Genomic DNA, 17,253 nt, shown 5'->3' on the forward strand with positions numbered 1-17,253 from the left:
TGGCAGAGACAGCCCTTATAAAACCTGGGTAAATAGCGCTATAGCCAAGGTTATTACACCGGCAACAATCGGGAAAATTCTAAAGAAAGAGTTGTTCTGAACTGCCTTACCAGCAGAAGGCTCGGCATACACCAAGTCGTTTGAACGCAAATAGTAGTAAGGAGAATTAAACACATCCCTACTATTAAGATTTACATGGCCGAACTGCTTTTTACCATCAACTTCCCGGATAACCAGGATGTTGTCTCTCCGGGCATATGTAGTTAAATCTCCGGCCAAACCTAAAGCTTCGGGTAAGGATACCCGCTCGTTGGGTATATTAAAAACGCCGATGTTATTAAATTCGCCCAGGAAAGTAACACGGTAATTAACTATACGTAACGTTACGGTAGGCTCTCTTAAAAACTTTTTAAGGCTGTCTTTAACCAGGTTCTTTGCCTCACGTGTGGTTAAACCGGCAAGCTTAATGCTCCCTATAAGTGGTAAATCGATTTGCCCGGCTTGGTCTACCAGGTAGCCGGGTGCTTCCTGCGAATTAATAGCGCCTCCGGCAGCTGCTCCGCCAGCACCCTGATAGGGATTGAAAAAACTCGTTGCTGTTGCACTTAATGAATTAACCGTTACCGACAAAATATCCCCTGGTTGTATTGCCGAAGGAAAAGCTTTGGTATATCCGATGGTATCGGGATCGGTGACTGCGTTTTTTTGGAAGAGAGTTAGCTGCTTTACACTTTTGCATGAAGAAAACAGAGACAAACAGCTTAACAGCAAGACAAATATTCGAAAGTAACTTCTTTTCATTTACAGGAAGATATTGAACAGCACTTTATTTCTATAAATAATTATAGCGTATCTAATCAAGTATAAAGGTTACTTTAAGCAACCTATCATCGTCTAAAACAAACCCTCAATTCAAATTTCAAGGCAATTTTCGCCTTAAAATTAGCAATTTTTTAAATATAATTAAATATAATTGAATTATTAATAAACTTTATGCTTGTCCCATTGTACCACCGAAATTTAGTGGGAAGCCAGGAGCATCGTTTTGGAGCTTTATACGGCCGTTTACCGCCTCAAACTTTTCAATATTGTCTTCGAGTGCCGACAGTAATCTTTTAGCGTGCTCGGGGGTTAAAATAATTCTTGATTTTACCTTTGCTTTAGGCACTCCCGGCATTACTCTTATAAAATCGAGTACAAATTCTGTATTAGAGTGCGTTATCACAGCCAAATTTGAATAAATTCCTTCTGCAATTTCTTCCGATAACTCTATGTTTAGCTGGTTTTCGTTTGCTTCTTCCATATTGCTAAAATACTAAACCTTATTATTTGTTATAGTGAATTTATATTTATTTAAAAGTTAATATTTAAGCATTGCTATTAACAAAAAAAGCCATCCTGTAAACAGGATGGCTTTGTAATTATTCTTTTGTTAATTACGCTTCTACGTCTTCAGTTTTTGAAGCCATTAAGCGGTCAAACTCTTCTTGTGAACCTACGCGGATATTGTCATATGCACGCAAGCCGGTTCCTGAAGGAATTAAGTGACCTACAATAACGTTTTCTTTCAGACCTAACATTAAGTCGCGCTTTCCGGCAATTGCAGCTTCGTTCAGTACTTTCGTAGTTTCCTGGAACGATGCAGCCGAGATGAACGACTTGGTACCTAATGATGCACGGGTAATACCTTGCAGTATTGGGCTTGAAGTTGCCGCAATAGCGTCTCTTACCTCAACCAGTTTCTGATCCTTACGTTTCAAAACAGAGTTCTCATCTCTTAAGCGACGTAATGATACAATCTGACCTGGTTTAAGCGTAGCAGATTCTCCCGGATCAACAACAACCTTTTTATCAAAGATCTCATCATTCTCGATCATGAAATCCCAGCTGTCCACGGCTTCTCTTTCCAGGAAGCGGGTATCGCCCGGATCCTCGATAGATACTTTCTGCATCATCTGGTGAACGATAACCTCAAAGTGTTTATCGTTAATTTTCACACCTTGCAAACGGTAAACCTCTTGTATACCATTTACCAGGTACTCTTGCACAGCGGCAGGGCCTTTAATAGCCAGGATGTCGGCAGGAGAGATTGAACCATCAGACAATGGCATACCTGCTTTCACAAAGTCGTTATCCTGCACCAGAATGTGTTTAGACAATGGCACCAGATATTTTTTAACCTGACCGTCTCTTGACTCGATAGTGATCTCGCGATTACCACGTTTTACACCACCTAAGGTTACCACACCATCAATCTCGGTTACTACAGCGGGGTTAGATGGGTTACGTGCTTCGAACAACTCGGTTACACGTGGCAAACCACCGGTGATATCCCGGGTTTTACCGGTTGAACGAGGAATTTTAGCAATAACCTGTCCGGTTTGTATTTTTTCGCCTTCTTCGATAGAGATGTGGGCACCTACCGGAATGTTATATCCTTTAATGATGTCTCCGCCACGTTCAGCAATCTGGATAACCGGGTTCTTGGTTTTGTCGCGGGTATCGATAATTACTTTCTCACGGTGACCGGTTTGCTCATCTGATTCCTCACGGAAGGTAATACCTTCTAATACGGCATCAAATTTAGCTACACCGGCAAACTCAGAGATGATAACGGCATTGTACGGATCCCATGAACAGATACGATCGCCTTTGGTAATGTTGCTGCCATCTTTAATGTACAGGTAAGAACCATAAGGGATGTTATTTGTCATGATAACCTTGTTACTGCCCGGCTCAATAATGCGGAACTCGCCTGAACGGCCCAGAACCACTTCTACTGTGCCATCTTCGTCGGTCTCAAACGGTACAGTACGTACGTTTTCAAACTCAATGATACCATCGTAACGGGCATTGATTTGTGACTCGGCAGCGATGTTTGATGCAGTACCACCCACGTGGAAAGTACGCAGGGTTAACTGTGTACCCGGCTCACCAATTGATTGTGCTGCAATTACACCCACAGCTTCACCGGCTTGTACACGCTTACCTGTTGCCAAGTTACGGCCATAGCACAAAGCACATACGCCACGCTTGCTTTCGCAAGTTAATACCGAACGAATTTCAATACCTTCAAGTGGCGAATTCTCTATCTTCTTAGCAATTTCCTCATCAATATCCTGACCAGCACCTACCAACTGTTCGTTGGTTAATGGGTCAAACACATCGTGCAGTGAGGTACGGCCTAAAATACGGTCGTATAATGGCTCAACAATATCCTCATTATCTTTCAGCGCTGTAGTGAATATACCGCGTAAAGTTCCGCAATCTGTTTCACCCACAATCATATCCTGGGCAACGTCATGCAAACGACGGGTTAAGTAACCAGCATCCGCTGTTTTCAGAGCCGTATCCGCCAAACCTTTACGGGCACCGTGGGTTGAGATAAAGTACTCTAATACCGACAGACCTTCTTTAAAGTTAGACAAGATTGGGTTTTCGATAATTTCACCGCCCGAACCTGATTTTTGAGGCTTGGCCATCAAACCACGCATACCCGCCAGCTGACGGATCTGCTCTTTAGAACCACGTGCACCTGAATCCAACATCATGTAAACAGAGTTGAAGCCTTGATTGTCGGTCGAAAGGATTTCCATCACATTCGCAGTCAAACGGTTGTTGATACGGGTCCAGATATCGATGATTTGGTTGTAACGCTCGTTGTTGGTAATGAAACCCATGTTATAGTTATTCATTACTTCTTCAACCTCGCGTGATGCCTGCTGAATCAGATCAACTTTTTGTGCAGGAATGTTTACGTCCTGCAGGTTGAACGACAAGCCACCACGGAATGCCATTTGGAAACCTAATTCCTTAATATCATCCAGGAACTGGGCAGCACGGGCCATACCGGTGTTTTTAACAACTTCGCCGATAATGTCACGCAGTGATTTTTTGGTCAGCAACTCGTTGATGTAACCTACTTCTTCTGGCACGTGCTGGTTAAACAGTACGCGGCCTACAGTAGTATCAATCAATTTGTTTACGATGCTGCCATCGCGTTCTTTAAAGTTTGCTTTTACTTTGATAAAGGCGTGCAGGTCAACTTTCTTCTCGTTGTAAGCAATAATAACTTCCTCAGCAGAATAAAAGCTTAAACCTTCTCCTTTAACAACACGGGTATCGTCAGTTTTACGGCCTTTAGTAATATAGTAAAGACCCAAAACCATATCCTGTGATGGTACTGTAATAGGCGTACCGTTAGCAGGGTTCAGAATGTTGTGTGACGCCAGCATTAATATTTGGGCTTCCAGAATAGCAGCGTTACCAAGTGGTACGTGCACAGCCATCTGGTCACCGTCAAAGTCGGCGTTGAACGCGGTACAAGTTAATGGGTGCAGCTGGATAGCTTTTCCTTCAACCAGTTTTGGCTGGAATGCCTGGATACCTAACCTGTGCAGCGTAGGCGCACGGTTTAATAATACAGGGTGTCCTTTCAGTACGTTCTCTAATATATCCCAAACTAATGGGTCTTTGCGGTCAACGATCTTTTTGGCAGATTTTACTGTTTTAACCACACCACGCTCAATCATTTTGCGAATGATGAATGGTTTAAACAGCTCAGCAGCCATATCTTTAGGTAAACCACACTCGTGTAATTTAAGGTTAGGACCTACAACAATTACCGAACGGGCAGAATAATCCACACGTTTACCTAATAAGTTCTGACGGAAACGGCCTTGTTTACCTTTCAGGATGTCTGAAAGTGATTTAAGGGCACGGTTACCTTCAGTTTTTACCGCGTTAACTTTACGTGAGTTGTCGAATAACGAATCCACAGCTTCCTGCAGCATACGTTTCTCGTTACGTAAAATCACCTCTGGTGCCTTAATCTCGATCAAACGTTTTAAACGGTTGTTACGGATAATTACACGACGGTAAAGGTCATTCAAATCGGACGTTGCGAAACGACCACCTTCCAATGGCACCAACGGACGCAACTCCGGCGGAATAACCGGAACGATCTTTACGATCATCCACTCTGGGTTATTATCAATACGGTTCTTCGCATCGCGGAAAGCCTCAACAACCTGCAAACGCTTCAAAGCTTCGTTTTTACGTTGCTGTGAAGTTTCATTAGCAGCCTGGTGACGCAGATCGTATGATAACTGGTCTAAGTCTATACGTTTTAATAACTCTTCCAAAGCCTCAGCACCCATTTTGGCCACAAATTTCTGAGGATCTTTGTCGTCCAGGTACTGGTTTTCTTTTGGTAAGGTATCTAATACGTCCAGGTATTCTTCTTCAGTCAGGAAATCCATTTTAGAGATTCCGTCTGTTTCTTTAATACCTGGTTGAATTACTACATAACGCTCGTAGTAAATAATTAAATCTAACTTTTTGGTTGGTAAGCCCAGCAGGTAACCAATTTTATTTGGCAACGAGCGGAAATACCAGATGTGTGCTACAGGAACCACCAGGTTGATGTGTCCCATGCGCTCACGACGTACTTTCTTTTCGGTTACTTCAACACCGCAACGGTCACACACGATACCTTTGTAACGGATACGTTTGTATTTACCGCAATGGCACTCATAATCTTTAACCGGACCAAAAATACGCTCGCAGAATAAACCATCACGCTCGGGCTTGTAGGTCCGGTAGTTGATGGTTTCTGGTTTCAGAACTTCACCACTTGAACGCTCCAGGATAGACTCTGGTGAGGCCAAACTGATGGTAATGGTAGTGAAGTTACTTTTGATTTTATTATCTTTTTTGTAAGACATATATCGTTTTTGATGATTTAGTGATAAGTGACGGTGGTAACCGGAGCACTTTTCTTGCACATAAAAGTTAACAAAGGATTGGATGACTGCTCATCCAATCCCTCACTAATCAATTTTTATTCTAATGTGATATCCAAACCTAAACCTCTTAACTCGTGAACCAATACGTTGAATGATTCAGGAACTGATGGTGTAGGCAGGTTTTCGCCTTTAACAATGGCTTCGTAAGTTTTGGCACGGCCAATTACGTCATCCGATTTTACAGTAAGGATCTCTTGTAGAATGTTGGCAGCACCAAACGCTTCCAGAGCCCAAACCTCCATCTCACCAAAACGCTGACCACCAAACTGAGCTTTACCACCCAGCGGCTGTTGCGTAATTAATGAGTATGGTCCGATTGAACGGGCGTGCATCTTATCATCAACCATGTGACCCAGTTTAAGCATATAGATGATACCTACTGTGGTTGGCTGGTCAAAACGTTCGCCGGTTAAACCATTATACAAGTAAGTACGGCCGGTAGCCGGTAAACCTGCTTTGGCAATCCAGTCTTCCACTTCCTGATAGGTTGCACCATCAAAAATTGGAGTAGCGAACTTAATGCCCAGCTCTTTACCTGCCCAACCTAACACAGTCTCATAGATCTGCCCCAAGTTCATACGCGAAGGTACACCCAGTGGGTTCAGAACGATGTCAACCGGTGTTCCGTCTTCCAGGAATGGCATGTCCTCGTCACGTACAATCCGCGCTACGATACCTTTGTTACCGTGGCGACCGGCCATTTTATCACCCACTTTAAGCTTACGCTTTTTAGCGATGTAAACTTTAGCCATTTGAACTATACCCGACGGAAGCTCGTCACCTACACTAATGGCAAACTTATCGCGACGGTAAGCACCCAGCTCTTCATTTACCTTAATACCGTAGTTATGCAGTAACAACTTAATCTGATCGTTTTTATCATCGTCAGTTGTCCACTTGGTTGGGTTAATGTTTTCGTAAGGAAGCTCAGTTAATGTTTTTTGGGTGAATTTAACACCTTTTGGCACCAACAGTTCTTTGTAAACATTGTAAACACCTTGTGAGGTTTTACCATTTACAATTTCGAATAACTTATCAACCAAACGATTTTTAAGGTCTTTTATAGCCTTATCGTGTTTAGCGTCCAGCTTCTCTAACTGTGCTTTTTCCTCAGCTTTTGAAGTCTTTTTAGCACGAGAGAATAACTTGGTATCGATAACCACACCGCTAATTGAAGGCGGAGTTTTCAAAGAAGCGTCTTTTACGTCGCCGGCTTTGTCACCAAAGATAGCACGTAATAATTTTTCTTCCGGTGAAGGGTCAGACTCGCCTTTAGGGGTAATCTTACCAATCAAAATATCGCCTTCTTTAACCTCGGCACCTACACGGATGATACCGTCTTCATCAAGGTCTTTAGTAGCTTCTTCTGAAACGTTAGGGATATCTGGTGTTAATTCCTCTTCACCACGTTTAGTGTCACGAACTTCAAGCTCAAACTCTTCAACGTGTAATGAGGTGAAAATATCCTGTGATACCACACGCTCAGAAATCACGATCGCATCCTCAAAGTTGTATCCTTGCCAAGGCATGAACGCTACTTTCATGTTACGACCTAAAGCCAGCTCACCATCTTGTGTGGCATAACCTTCACAAAGCACTTGTCCTTTTTCAACCCTCTGGCCTTTTTTAACAATTGGCTTCAAGTTCATGGTAGTGCTTTGGTTTGTTTTTTGGAACTTGATCAGGCGGTAACCTTTAGTATCCTCGTCAAACGACACCAAACGGTCATCGTCGTTACGGTCATATTTAATACGGATCTCGTTGGCATCTACATACTCAACAATACCATCGCCTTCGGCGTTAACCAGCGTACGTGAATCTTTCGCTACACGGCCTTCCAAACCAGTACCTACAATTGGCGCCTCAGGGCGTAAAAGTGGCACGGCCTGGCGTTGCATGTTCGAACCCATTAACGCACGGTTAGCATCATCATGCTCCAAAAACGGAATCAATGACGCTGCAATCGAAGTGATCTGGTTTGGCGCAATGTCCATATAATCCAAACGCTCAGGCTCAATAATCGGGAAGTCACCTTCAAAACGAGCTTTTACGCGTGGCGTAGCAAACACACCTTTATCATCATACACTGCATTAGCCTGACCGATGGTTTTACCATCCTCATCCTCTGCAGATAAGTAAATAACCGGCTCATCAACTGCAACCACACCGTTATCCACACGTTTGTATGGCGTTTCGATGAAGCCCAAGTTGTTGATCTTGGCATGCACACATAGTGAAGAGATCAAACCGATGTTCGGTCCCTCTGGTGTTTCAATGGTACACAAACGACCATAGTGCGTGTAGTGCACGTCACGTACCTCAAAACCGGCACGCTCACGAGACAGACCACCAGGGCCAAGCGCCGACAAGCGGCGTTTATGTGTAATCTCAGCCAATGGATTGGTTTGATCCATGAACTGAGATAATTGGTTGGTACCAAAGAATGAGTTGATTACTGATGACAAAGTACGCGCGTTGATCAAGTCGGTTGGTGTGAACACCTCGTTGTCACGAATGTTCATACGCTCACGGATGGTACGTGCCATACGTGCTAAACCAACACCAAATTGTGCGTACAATTGCTCACCTACCGTACGTACACGACGATTTGATAAGTGGTCAATATCATCCACCTCAGCTTTAGAGTTAATCAGTTTAATTAAGTACTTAACAATGGCAATAATATCTTGCTTGGTTAATACTTTAATCTCGTCTGATGTATCCAGCTTCAGTTTACGGTTGATGCGGTAACGACCTACATCACCCAGGTCATATCTTTTATCTGAGAAGAACAAACGATCGATGATACCACGAGCAGTTTCCTCATCAGGTGGTTCAGCGTTACGTAACTGGCGGTAGATGTGCTCAACCGCTTCTTTCTCAGAGTTCGAAGTATCTTTCTGTAATGTATTATATATAATGGTATAATCGCCGCTGGTAGATGCATCTTCCTTGTTCAGGATAATGCTCTTTACACCCGCATCGATTATCTGATCAATATTATCATCATTCAGTATGGTTTCGCGCTCAAGGATGATCTCATTACGGTCAATAGACACCACTTCACCGGTATCTTCGTCCACAAAATCTTCCACCCATTTTTTAAGCACCCTTGCAGCAAGCTTGCGACCAACAAATTTCTTGAGGCCAGATTTGCTTACTTTCACTTCATCAGCCAGTTCAAATAACTCTAGAATGTCTTTATCTGAATCGTAACCGATAGCACGAAGCAAGGTAGTAACCGGGAATTTCTTTTTACGGTCAATGTAGGCATACATTACGTTGTTAACGTCTGTAGCAAACTCTATCCATGAACCTTTGAAAGGTATAACACGGGCAGAGTATAATTTAGTACCGTTGGTGTGGCGGCTTTGGCCGAAGAACACACCTGGTGAACGGTGCAGCTGCGATACAATTACACGCTCAGCACCATTAATAACGAAGGTACCTTTTGGCGTCATGTAAGGAATGGTACCCAGGTACACATCCTGTACAATGGTTTCAAAGTCTTCGTGTTCTTCATCGTTACATGAAAGGCGAAGCTTTGCCTTTAAAGGTACACTGTAAGTTAAACCACGGTCGATACACTCTTGAATATCGTAGCGTGGCGGATCAATAAAATAGTCCAAAAACTCCAACACGAAAATGTTGCGAGAATCGGAGATAGGAAAGTTTTCGGCAAACACTTTAAACAAGCCTTCTTTATGACGGTTGTCTGAAGTGGTTTCCAGCTGGAAAAATTCCTGGAAAGATTTCAACTGAACATCCAGAAAGTCAGGGTAGTCGAGGACATGCCTGCTGGTTGCAAAGTTCACTCTTTGATTATTTTTGTTTGCCAAGGGATTATAATTTTAATATGGATTAAACTCTTATTGGTTTATTTAAAGTTGTTCCTGAACTTCAAACAAAAATCAAAACGTTATAAACGGCAATAGACCCCGACCAAATACAGGTCGGAGTCTTATGCTTAAGGGCTCTATTGAGATAAATTATTTAATCTCAACTACAGCTCCGGCTTCTTCTAAGGCTTTCTTCAAAGATTCAGCTTCGTCTTTAGCAACACCAGTTTTTACTTCTTTAGGTGCACCATCAACTAAGTCTTTAGCTTCTTTCAAACCAAGGCCGGTTAAGTCTTTTACTAACTTAACAACAGCTAACTTCTGACCGCCAGCTTCTTTTAAGATAACGTCAAACGCAGTTTGCTCAGCAGCAGCAGGAGCAGCATCGCCACCACCAGCAGCCGGTGCAGCAACAGCAACAGCTGCAGCAGCAGGCTCAATACCATACTCGTCTTTCAGGATCTGAGCTAATTCGTTAACTTCTTTTACTGTTAAGTTTACCAACTGTTCAGCAAACGCTTTTAAATCTGCCATTTTATTCTAAATTTTACTTTTAATACTTTGTTTTGTAAATGCGCCCTTAAGGTGTACGCTTAACCTTCTCTTTCTTGTAATGTTTTTACCAGGCCTGCAATAGTGGTTCCGCCTGATTGAAGGGCAGAAAGTACGTTTTTAGCAGGTGATTGCAATAAGCCAATGATTTCGCCAACCAATTCTTCTTTTGATTTAAGGGTCAACAGTGCATCAAGCTGACTGTCGCCTACAAATGCTGAAGAATATACGTAAGCCGCTTTCAGAACTGGTTTATCACCTTGTTTTCTTAATTCTTTGATCAGTTTGGCCGGAGCTTTTGCTGATTTAGAAAATAAGATTGTTGAAGTTCCTTTAAGCGAATCGAATAATTGATCATAATCGCCTTCGGCAGCTAGTAAAGCTTTTTTAATCAAGCTGTTTTTAGCCACTTGCATGGTAATGTCGTTGTCAAAACATTTACGACGGATGTCGTTAACTTTAGCAACGGTTAAATCTGCAGTATCAGTAATATAGAAATTACCATACTCTTTGATCTGCTCGGTTAGAGCTTCAACCAGTTCGTATTTTTCTTCTTTATTCATGATTAGATCCCCGCTACTGTTTTGGTTTCAACTTCGATTCCGCGAGACATAGTTGAAGAGACGTGAATGCTCTTGAAATATGTTCCTTTTGCTGCTGATGGTTTTAATTTTGAAATGGTTTGCAATACTTCCAAAGCATTTTCATAAATTTTCTCAGCAGGGAAAGATACTTTTCCGATGGAGGCGTGAATGATACCGGTTTTGTCAACCTTAAAATCGATTTTACCAGCTTTAACCTCATTTACAGCTTTACCCACTTCTGGAGTTACTGTACCTGATTTAGGGTTAGGCATCAGGTTACGCGGACCTAAAATACGGCCCAAACGTCCTACCTTAGCCATTACGCTTGGCATTGTGATGATAATGTCAACATCAGTCCATCCGCCTTCTATTTTAGCGATGTAGTCATCCAAACCTACGTAATCTGCACCGGCGTCTTTTGCTTCTTGCTCCTTATCAGGGGTACAAAGCACCAAAACGCGTACAGTTTTACCGGTTCCATGAGGTAAGGTTGCTATACCACGCACCATTTGATTGGCTTTGCGCGGGTCAACACCTAAACGTACGTCTATATCAACAGATGCATCAAACTTAGTAGTGGTAATGTCCTTTACTAAGCTGGCTGCATCCTGTAAAGAGTATGCTTTGTTAGCCTCAATTTTGGATAGTACTGCTTTTTGATTTTTTGTTAATCTAGCCACTGTCTTAAACTGATTTGTGTGTTAAATAATTTATTCCGGATTTCGGATCTTAGATTTCGGAACTAAAAATGAATTTCGAAATCATCAATCCAGCGTCCGAAATTTAGTTGTTCCAGGGTGCTGTACCAGATACGGTAATACCCATGCTGCGAGCAGTACCAGCCACCATTTTCATGGCCGATTCTACTGTGAATGCGTTTAAGTCAGGCATTTTATCTTTAGCTATCGTTTCAACCTGTTCCCAATTTACATTGGCAACTTTTTTACGGTTTGGCTCGGCCGAACCACCTTTTAAACCTGAGGCTTCCAACAACTGGATTGCAACCGGAGGGGTTTTGATGATAAAATCGAATGACTTATCGGTATACACAGTAATTACTACCGGCAACACTTTACCAGGTTTATCCTGAGTACGTGCATTGAATTGCTTGCAAAATTCCATGATGTTCACACCTTTTGCACCCAATGCAGGGCCAATTGGAGGTGATGGATTTGCAGCGCCACCCTTAACTTGTAGTTTTACTAACGCACCGACTTCTTTTGCCATCTTTAATAAAATTTAATGTACTTAATGTTAGTAAGTTGGAAGCAATGTAACATTTAAGCGCTGAACATAAAAAATTCAGCCCGCAAAGATATGAACTTTACGGGCTGAATGCAAATTTATTCTGATTATTCTTTTTCTACCTGCATGTAGTTTAACTCGAGCGGCGTTCGGCGGCCAAATATCTTAACCATAACCTTCAGCTTCTTCTTCTCTTCGTTAACCTCTTCAATTACACCGCTAAAGCCATTGAACGGTCCGTCCATTACTTTAACGTTCTCACCTACATAATAAGGTACATTTACCGTTTCGCCTTGTGCGGCCATCTCATCGACCTTACCCAGTATACGGTTTACTTCGGCCTGGCGCAATGGTATTGCATTGCCAGCTTTATCACCCAAGAAACCTATTACACTGTTGATATTTTTGATAATGTGTTCAAGTTCGCCATCGAGCGCGGCTTCAACCATTACATAGCCAGGGAAGTAGTTACGCTCTTTAGCAATTTTCTTGCCATCGCGCATTTGGTAATATTTTTCGGTTGGTATTAGTACCTGTGGTATCAGGTGTGATATACCCAGGCGGTTAACCTCGGCATCAATGTATTGCTTTACCTTTTTTTCTTTACCACTAACGGCCCTAACCACATACCACTTTAACTGATCACTCATCTTTCGTTTACTAATTAGGCAAGTGAACTATAAAACAGTCTTAAAACGTAGCTAATAACCTGATCCATACCGAAGATAACCAGTGCGATAATTAAAGCAGCAACCAGCACCAGTATAGCGCTGCTTTGCAGCTCGCGCCAGGTTGGCCAGGTTACTTTCTCGGTTAACTCGATATAAGATTCTTTGATATATTCAGCTACTGCAGACATTTTTTGAATTACTTAAATGCACGGGAACAAGGATTCGAACCCTGATCAAAGGTTTTGGAGACCTCTATTCTACCGTTGAACTATTCCCGTTTGTTAATCCTAAACCTTATAGGCTTAAGAATTCTTTTCAAGTTATTAAAACAAAGTACCCGGCGATAAAGCCAAGTACTTTGTTTATAAATTAACCTATACCTTTTTCTTCCCTGTTAGGGGTTGAGGGCTAGGTCTTATTTTAAGATTTCAGTTACCTGACCAGCACCTACTGTACGGCCACCTTCGCGGATAGCGAAACGTAAACCTTTTTCCATTGCGATAGCGTTGATTAACGATACAGTGATTGTAACGTTATCACCTGGCATAACCATTTCTACGCCTTCAGCCAATGAAATTTCACCAGTTACGTCAGTGGTACGGAAGTAGAACTGCGGACGGTATTTGTTGAAGAATGGTGTGTGACGACCACCTTCAGCTTTTGATAATACGTAAACTTCTGCTTTGAAATCGGTGTGAGGAGTTACTGAACCTGGTTTACAGATAACCATACCACGACGGATGGCTTCTTTTTCAATACCACGTAACAATAAACCTACGTTATCACCTGCTTCACCACGGTCAAGGATCTTGCGGAACATCTCAACACCAGTAACAACTGATTTTAAGTTTTCAGCACCCATACCTAAGATGTCAACTTGATCACCAGAGTTGATGATACCACGCTCAATACGGCCGGTAGCAACAGTTCCACGACCAGTGATTGAGAATACGTCCTCAACTGGCATCAGGAATGGAAGATCAGTTAAACGTGGAGGAATTGGAATGTAGCTATCAACTGCATTCATTAATTCCATAATTTTTTCAACCCATTTAGGCTCGCCGTTAAGACCACCTAAAGCTGAACCTTGGATTACTGGAATATCATCACCAGGGAAATCATAGAATGATAATAATTCACGGATTTCCATTTCAACTAATTCTAATAACTCAGGATCGTCAACCATGTCAACTTTGTTCATGAAAACTGTCAAAGCAGGTACACCTACTTGACGAGCTAACAGGATGTGCTCACGAGTTTGTGGCATTGGACCGTCAGTTGCAGCAACTACCAGGATAGCGCCGTCCATTTGGGCAGCACCAGTAACCATGTTTTTCACATAGTCAGCGTGACCCGGACAGTCAACGTGTGCGTAGTGACGGTTTGAAGTTGAGTACTCAACGTGTGCAGTGTTGATAGTAATACCACGTTCTTTTTCTTCAGGAGCCGAGTCGATTGAATCGAAAGAACGAGCCTCAGATAAACCTGCATCAGCCAATACTTTTGTAATAGCTGCGGTAAGGGTTGTTTTACCGTGGTCAACGTGACCGATTGTACCGATGTTTAAGTGCGGCTTACTGCGGTCAAACTTTTCTTTTGCCATGATTTATAAAATGTTTGTAGGTTAATTTACTTTTTAATTGTCGTTTTTTATACGCCGAGCCAACGAAGGGATTTGAACCCTTGGCCTCTTCCTTACCAAGGAAGTGCTCTACCCCTGAGCTACGTCGGCTTATTCATTTAGTTTTCAGTTGCCAATTTTCAGTTGCCGGTATTAACCGACTGCTGCGAACCGCTTGCTGCTAACTGGAAACAGAGCGGAAGACGAGGTTCGAACTCGCGACCTATAGCTTGGAAGGCTATCGCTCTACCAACTGAGCTACTTCCGCATAAAAGTTGGCAGTCTTCAGTTATTGGCTGGCAGCAACTGCAAACTAATAACTTAAAACTGCCAACTAAATTGTGGGGAGGGAAGGATTCGAACCTTCGTAGCCGAAGCAGCGGATTTACAGTCCGCCCCATTTGACCGCTCTGGTACCTCCCCAGAGCTTGATTTCGGATGACATAGATGCTTGATTCCGGATTAACCGTAAATCTCAACACCTGATTCAAAAAAAAATCGAAATCCGAAATTTAAACTTGAGCCCCCTATCGGAATCGAACCAATGACCTACTGATTACAAGTCAGTTGCTCTACCAGCTGAGCTAAGGAGGCTTATTTTTATATTTTAAAGAACCGTTTCCTTTTCGTTAAGTACCTCTCCGAAAGGGAATGCAAATCTACACAAATTTAAACCCGTGCAAAATATTTTTCAAAAAAAAATCAGCAGGTTAAAAACCTGCTGATTCTATTATTTGTATTGTGCTGATTTTCAATATTCCTCGTCTTCTACAGCCAGTGTATTTACTTTTCTGGCTTCGTCTGTTATAGCAGTTTGTTTCTGTTTATGCTTCTGAATCTGCTTGCGTAAACTCTCAACTGCCAAGTCTGTGCCCTCCTCAAAGCTCTTACATTGGTGGCGGGCAAACAACTGGTTGCCTTTAATCAACAACTTAATCTCCGTTATTTTATTTTCATCCTCGCCAGTATTCTCCAGTCGCAAAAAAACGTCGCCGCTGGTTATACTGTCACTAAACTGTTCTAGCTTGTTAGCTTTTTTCTGAATAAAATCAATCAACTTTTTGTCTGCACTGAAATGAATCGCATGAACAGTAATTTTCATATGTTCCTCCTTGTTAATTAGCCTTTGGATGGGCTTGTTTATAAATAGATTTAAGTCGTTCAACGGAGTTGTGGGTGTACACCTGAGTAGCGCTCAGGCTGGCATGCCCCAGCAGATCCTTAATTGCATTAAGGTCTGCACCTTTGTTCAATAAGCTTGTTGCAAACGTATGCCGCAGCACGTGCGGGCTTTTCTTGTCCTGAGTGGATATGTAGTTTAAATATTTATGCACTATCAAGTATACCATTTTGGCGTAAGCATCGGCTCCTTTATTGGTAACGATTAATTTTAACGAATTGTTATCAAAAATTTCACTTTTCTTTAACACCAGGTAATGTTGCAGCAATTGCTGCAGTTCTCGGTTAAGCGGAATGATGCGTTGTTTATTGCGTTTGCCCAGCACTTTAACCGTGCCTTCGTACAGGTCAATATCCGCCTCTGTGATACCCAGCAGCTCGGCCAAGCGCATACCGGTACCAAACAGCAGCTCTATCACTAACTTATCGCGCACGCCTTTAAAATCGGCTTCAAAAACATGGTCGCTGTCCAGCATACGCGACAGCTTCTCCTCCTCTACTACAACAGGCAGTTGTTTGGCTATTTTTGGTGTTTGTATACGACCTGTGGGTGAGGCCGTTATGTGTTGGTTTTGCAGTAAAAACTTAAAATACTTACGCAACGTGGCCACCTTGCGGTTGATTGACCGGCTAGTGAGCTTCTGATTCATGAGCTCTACCATCCAGTTACGGATATGGCGATGCGTTACCTCAGATGGATGCGCAATAATAACATCAGGATGATTGAGGAATTGATAGAATTGAGTCAGGTCAGACTCGTAAGCAGCAACCGTATGAGGCGAGTAACGTTTCTCATACTTGATGTAGGCTATAAACTGCTCTAAAAACATAAAAACTATTTGTGCAATGCCGGATGGGCAAAGTACAAATAGTTTTAATATATCAAAACAGGAAGTTTAAATTAAACTGTTTCCTGATTCATGCCTTGTTTGTAGATGGCGTGTTTCACCACATTTCTGCGGGTAACTGATTTTTTCTCGTAAGCCTGGCGACTGCGCAGTTCGCGTAAAACACCGGTTTTCTCAAATTTCTTTTTGAAACGTTTAAGGGCTTTATCTAACGATTCGCCGTCTTTTACATTGATAATAATCATAATCCTTCTAAATACCTCCTTTCAGGGAAGGCAAAGGTAAGTATAAGGTTTTGATTTTTAATACCTTTTTTTAAAGATTGTATTGATGTGCAAAAGATGTGCAGGCTTGGCACTTACAGCAAGCGCAAAAATTTAATACTCTGCTAATACCACCAATTTATCACTTAAAGGCGCAATCTTCTCTTTTCCTTTTAAAAAGCCCAACCCTACCACAAAGCTAAATCCGGCCACAATGCCGCCCATTTCTTTGATCAGCTCGGTAGTAGCAGTAACGGTGCCGCCGGTGGCCAGCAAATCATCATGTATTAATATGTGCTGGCCGGGGGCAAAGGCATCGGTATGTAACTCAATAGTAGCGGTGCCATACTCCAGCTCATAAACTTTTTGCTTTACCGTATACGGCAGTTTACCGGCTTTACGTACCGGAATAAAAGGAACGCCCAGTTTGCCTGCCAGTTGTAACCCAAATAAAAAGCCGCGGCTCTCCACCCCTGCTACTGCATCAATCTTTACATGCTGCAAACGCGTGGCAAAAGCTTCAACAATACGCTCGCATAATATAGGGTCTTTAAGGATAGGGGTAATATCCTTAAATACAATACCTGGTTTAGGAAAATCGGGTATATCACGTATTGCGTTCTTAATTTGCTGCTCAATCATGG

15 protein-coding genes and 5 tRNA genes are annotated in these 17,253 nt (G+C 42.4%); all 20 read right to left on the minus strand.

Features of this window, described 5'->3' with window-relative positions; genetic code table 11:
• Positions 1–15: 15 nt before the first annotated feature.
• Positions 16–801, minus strand: a complete 786-nt coding sequence (locus tag ABDD95_RS16180) for a polysaccharide biosynthesis/export family protein (RefSeq protein ID WP_345948379.1) — start codon at positions 799–801, stop codon at positions 16–18.
• 190 nt (positions 802–991) lie between these two features.
• Positions 992–1,303, minus strand: a complete 312-nt coding sequence (locus tag ABDD95_RS16185; protein ID WP_345948380.1) for a DUF3467 domain-containing protein — start codon at positions 1,301–1,303, stop codon at positions 992–994.
• 133 nt (positions 1,304–1,436) lie between these two features.
• Positions 1,437–5,726 (minus strand): DNA-directed RNA polymerase subunit beta', encoded by a 4,290-nt coding sequence (rpoC, locus tag ABDD95_RS16190; RefSeq protein WP_345948381.1) that lies wholly within the window; start codon positions 5,724–5,726, stop codon positions 1,437–1,439.
• 116 nt (positions 5,727–5,842) lie between these two features.
• On the minus strand, positions 5,843–9,646 hold the full coding sequence (rpoB, locus tag ABDD95_RS16195; RefSeq protein ID WP_345948382.1) for a DNA-directed RNA polymerase subunit beta: 3,804 nt from the start codon (positions 9,644–9,646) through the stop codon (positions 5,843–5,845).
• 150 nt (positions 9,647–9,796) lie between these two features.
• Complete coding sequence (gene rplL, locus ABDD95_RS16200) at positions 9,797–10,180, minus strand: 50S ribosomal protein L7/L12 (RefSeq protein WP_345948383.1); 384 nt, start codon at positions 10,178–10,180, stop codon at positions 9,797–9,799.
• A 59-nt stretch (positions 10,181–10,239) separates the two neighbouring features.
• Positions 10,240–10,761 (minus strand): 50S ribosomal protein L10, encoded by a 522-nt coding sequence (rplJ, locus tag ABDD95_RS16205; RefSeq protein ID WP_345948384.1) that lies wholly within the window; start codon positions 10,759–10,761, stop codon positions 10,240–10,242.
• Positions 10,762–10,763: 2 nt separating this feature from the next.
• Positions 10,764–11,462, minus strand: coding sequence for a 50S ribosomal protein L1 (gene rplA / locus ABDD95_RS16210; RefSeq protein WP_345948385.1), 699 nt, complete (start codon positions 11,460–11,462; stop codon positions 10,764–10,766).
• Positions 11,463–11,565: 103 nt separating this feature from the next.
• Complete coding sequence (gene rplK, locus ABDD95_RS16215; RefSeq protein ID WP_345948386.1) at positions 11,566–12,009, minus strand: 50S ribosomal protein L11; 444 nt, start codon at positions 12,007–12,009, stop codon at positions 11,566–11,568.
• A 125-nt stretch (positions 12,010–12,134) separates the two neighbouring features.
• The gene (gene nusG / locus ABDD95_RS16220; RefSeq protein ID WP_345948387.1) at positions 12,135–12,677 is read right to left on the minus strand and encodes a transcription termination/antitermination protein NusG; all 543 of its coding nucleotides are present in this window, start codon (positions 12,675–12,677) and stop codon (positions 12,135–12,137) included.
• Positions 12,678–12,691: 14 nt separating this feature from the next.
• Complete coding sequence (gene secE / locus ABDD95_RS16225) at positions 12,692–12,886, minus strand: preprotein translocase subunit SecE (protein WP_345948388.1); 195 nt, start codon at positions 12,884–12,886, stop codon at positions 12,692–12,694.
• 19 nt (positions 12,887–12,905) lie between these two features.
• Positions 12,906–12,976, minus strand: a tRNA-Trp gene (locus ABDD95_RS16230).
• 137 nt (positions 12,977–13,113) lie between these two features.
• Positions 13,114–14,301 (minus strand): elongation factor Tu, encoded by a 1,188-nt coding sequence (tuf, locus tag ABDD95_RS16235; RefSeq protein ID WP_345948389.1) that lies wholly within the window; start codon positions 14,299–14,301, stop codon positions 13,114–13,116.
• 57 nt (positions 14,302–14,358) lie between these two features.
• Positions 14,359–14,430 (minus strand) — tRNA-Thr (locus tag ABDD95_RS16240).
• A gap of 84 nt (positions 14,431–14,514) precedes the next feature.
• A tRNA-Gly gene (locus ABDD95_RS16245) sits at positions 14,515–14,587 on the minus strand.
• Between the two features lie 74 nt (positions 14,588–14,661).
• A tRNA-Tyr gene (locus tag ABDD95_RS16250) sits at positions 14,662–14,742 on the minus strand.
• 98 nt (positions 14,743–14,840) lie between these two features.
• Positions 14,841–14,913 (minus strand) — tRNA-Thr (locus ABDD95_RS16255).
• 157 nt (positions 14,914–15,070) lie between these two features.
• Positions 15,071–15,421 (minus strand): ribosome-associated translation inhibitor RaiA, encoded by a 351-nt coding sequence (gene raiA, locus ABDD95_RS16260; protein WP_345948390.1) that lies wholly within the window; start codon positions 15,419–15,421, stop codon positions 15,071–15,073.
• 13 nt (positions 15,422–15,434) lie between these two features.
• A complete protein-coding gene (locus ABDD95_RS16265) occupies positions 15,435–16,328 on the minus strand; it encodes a tyrosine-type recombinase/integrase (protein WP_345948391.1) in 894 nt (297 codons plus the stop codon).
• Between the two features lie 71 nt (positions 16,329–16,399).
• Positions 16,400–16,591 (minus strand): 30S ribosomal protein S21, encoded by a 192-nt coding sequence (gene rpsU, locus ABDD95_RS16270; protein ID WP_345948392.1) that lies wholly within the window; start codon positions 16,589–16,591, stop codon positions 16,400–16,402.
• Positions 16,592–16,723: 132 nt separating this feature from the next.
• A complete protein-coding gene (locus ABDD95_RS16275) occupies positions 16,724–17,251 on the minus strand; it encodes an adenine phosphoribosyltransferase (protein ID WP_352432914.1) in 528 nt (175 codons plus the stop codon).
• Between the last annotated feature and the right edge of the window lie 2 nt (positions 17,252–17,253).

Origin of the sequence: Mucilaginibacter sp. PAMB04274 (genome assembly GCF_039634385.2) — a bacterium.
Taxonomy (GTDB): domain Bacteria; phylum Bacteroidota; class Bacteroidia; order Sphingobacteriales; family Sphingobacteriaceae; genus Mucilaginibacter.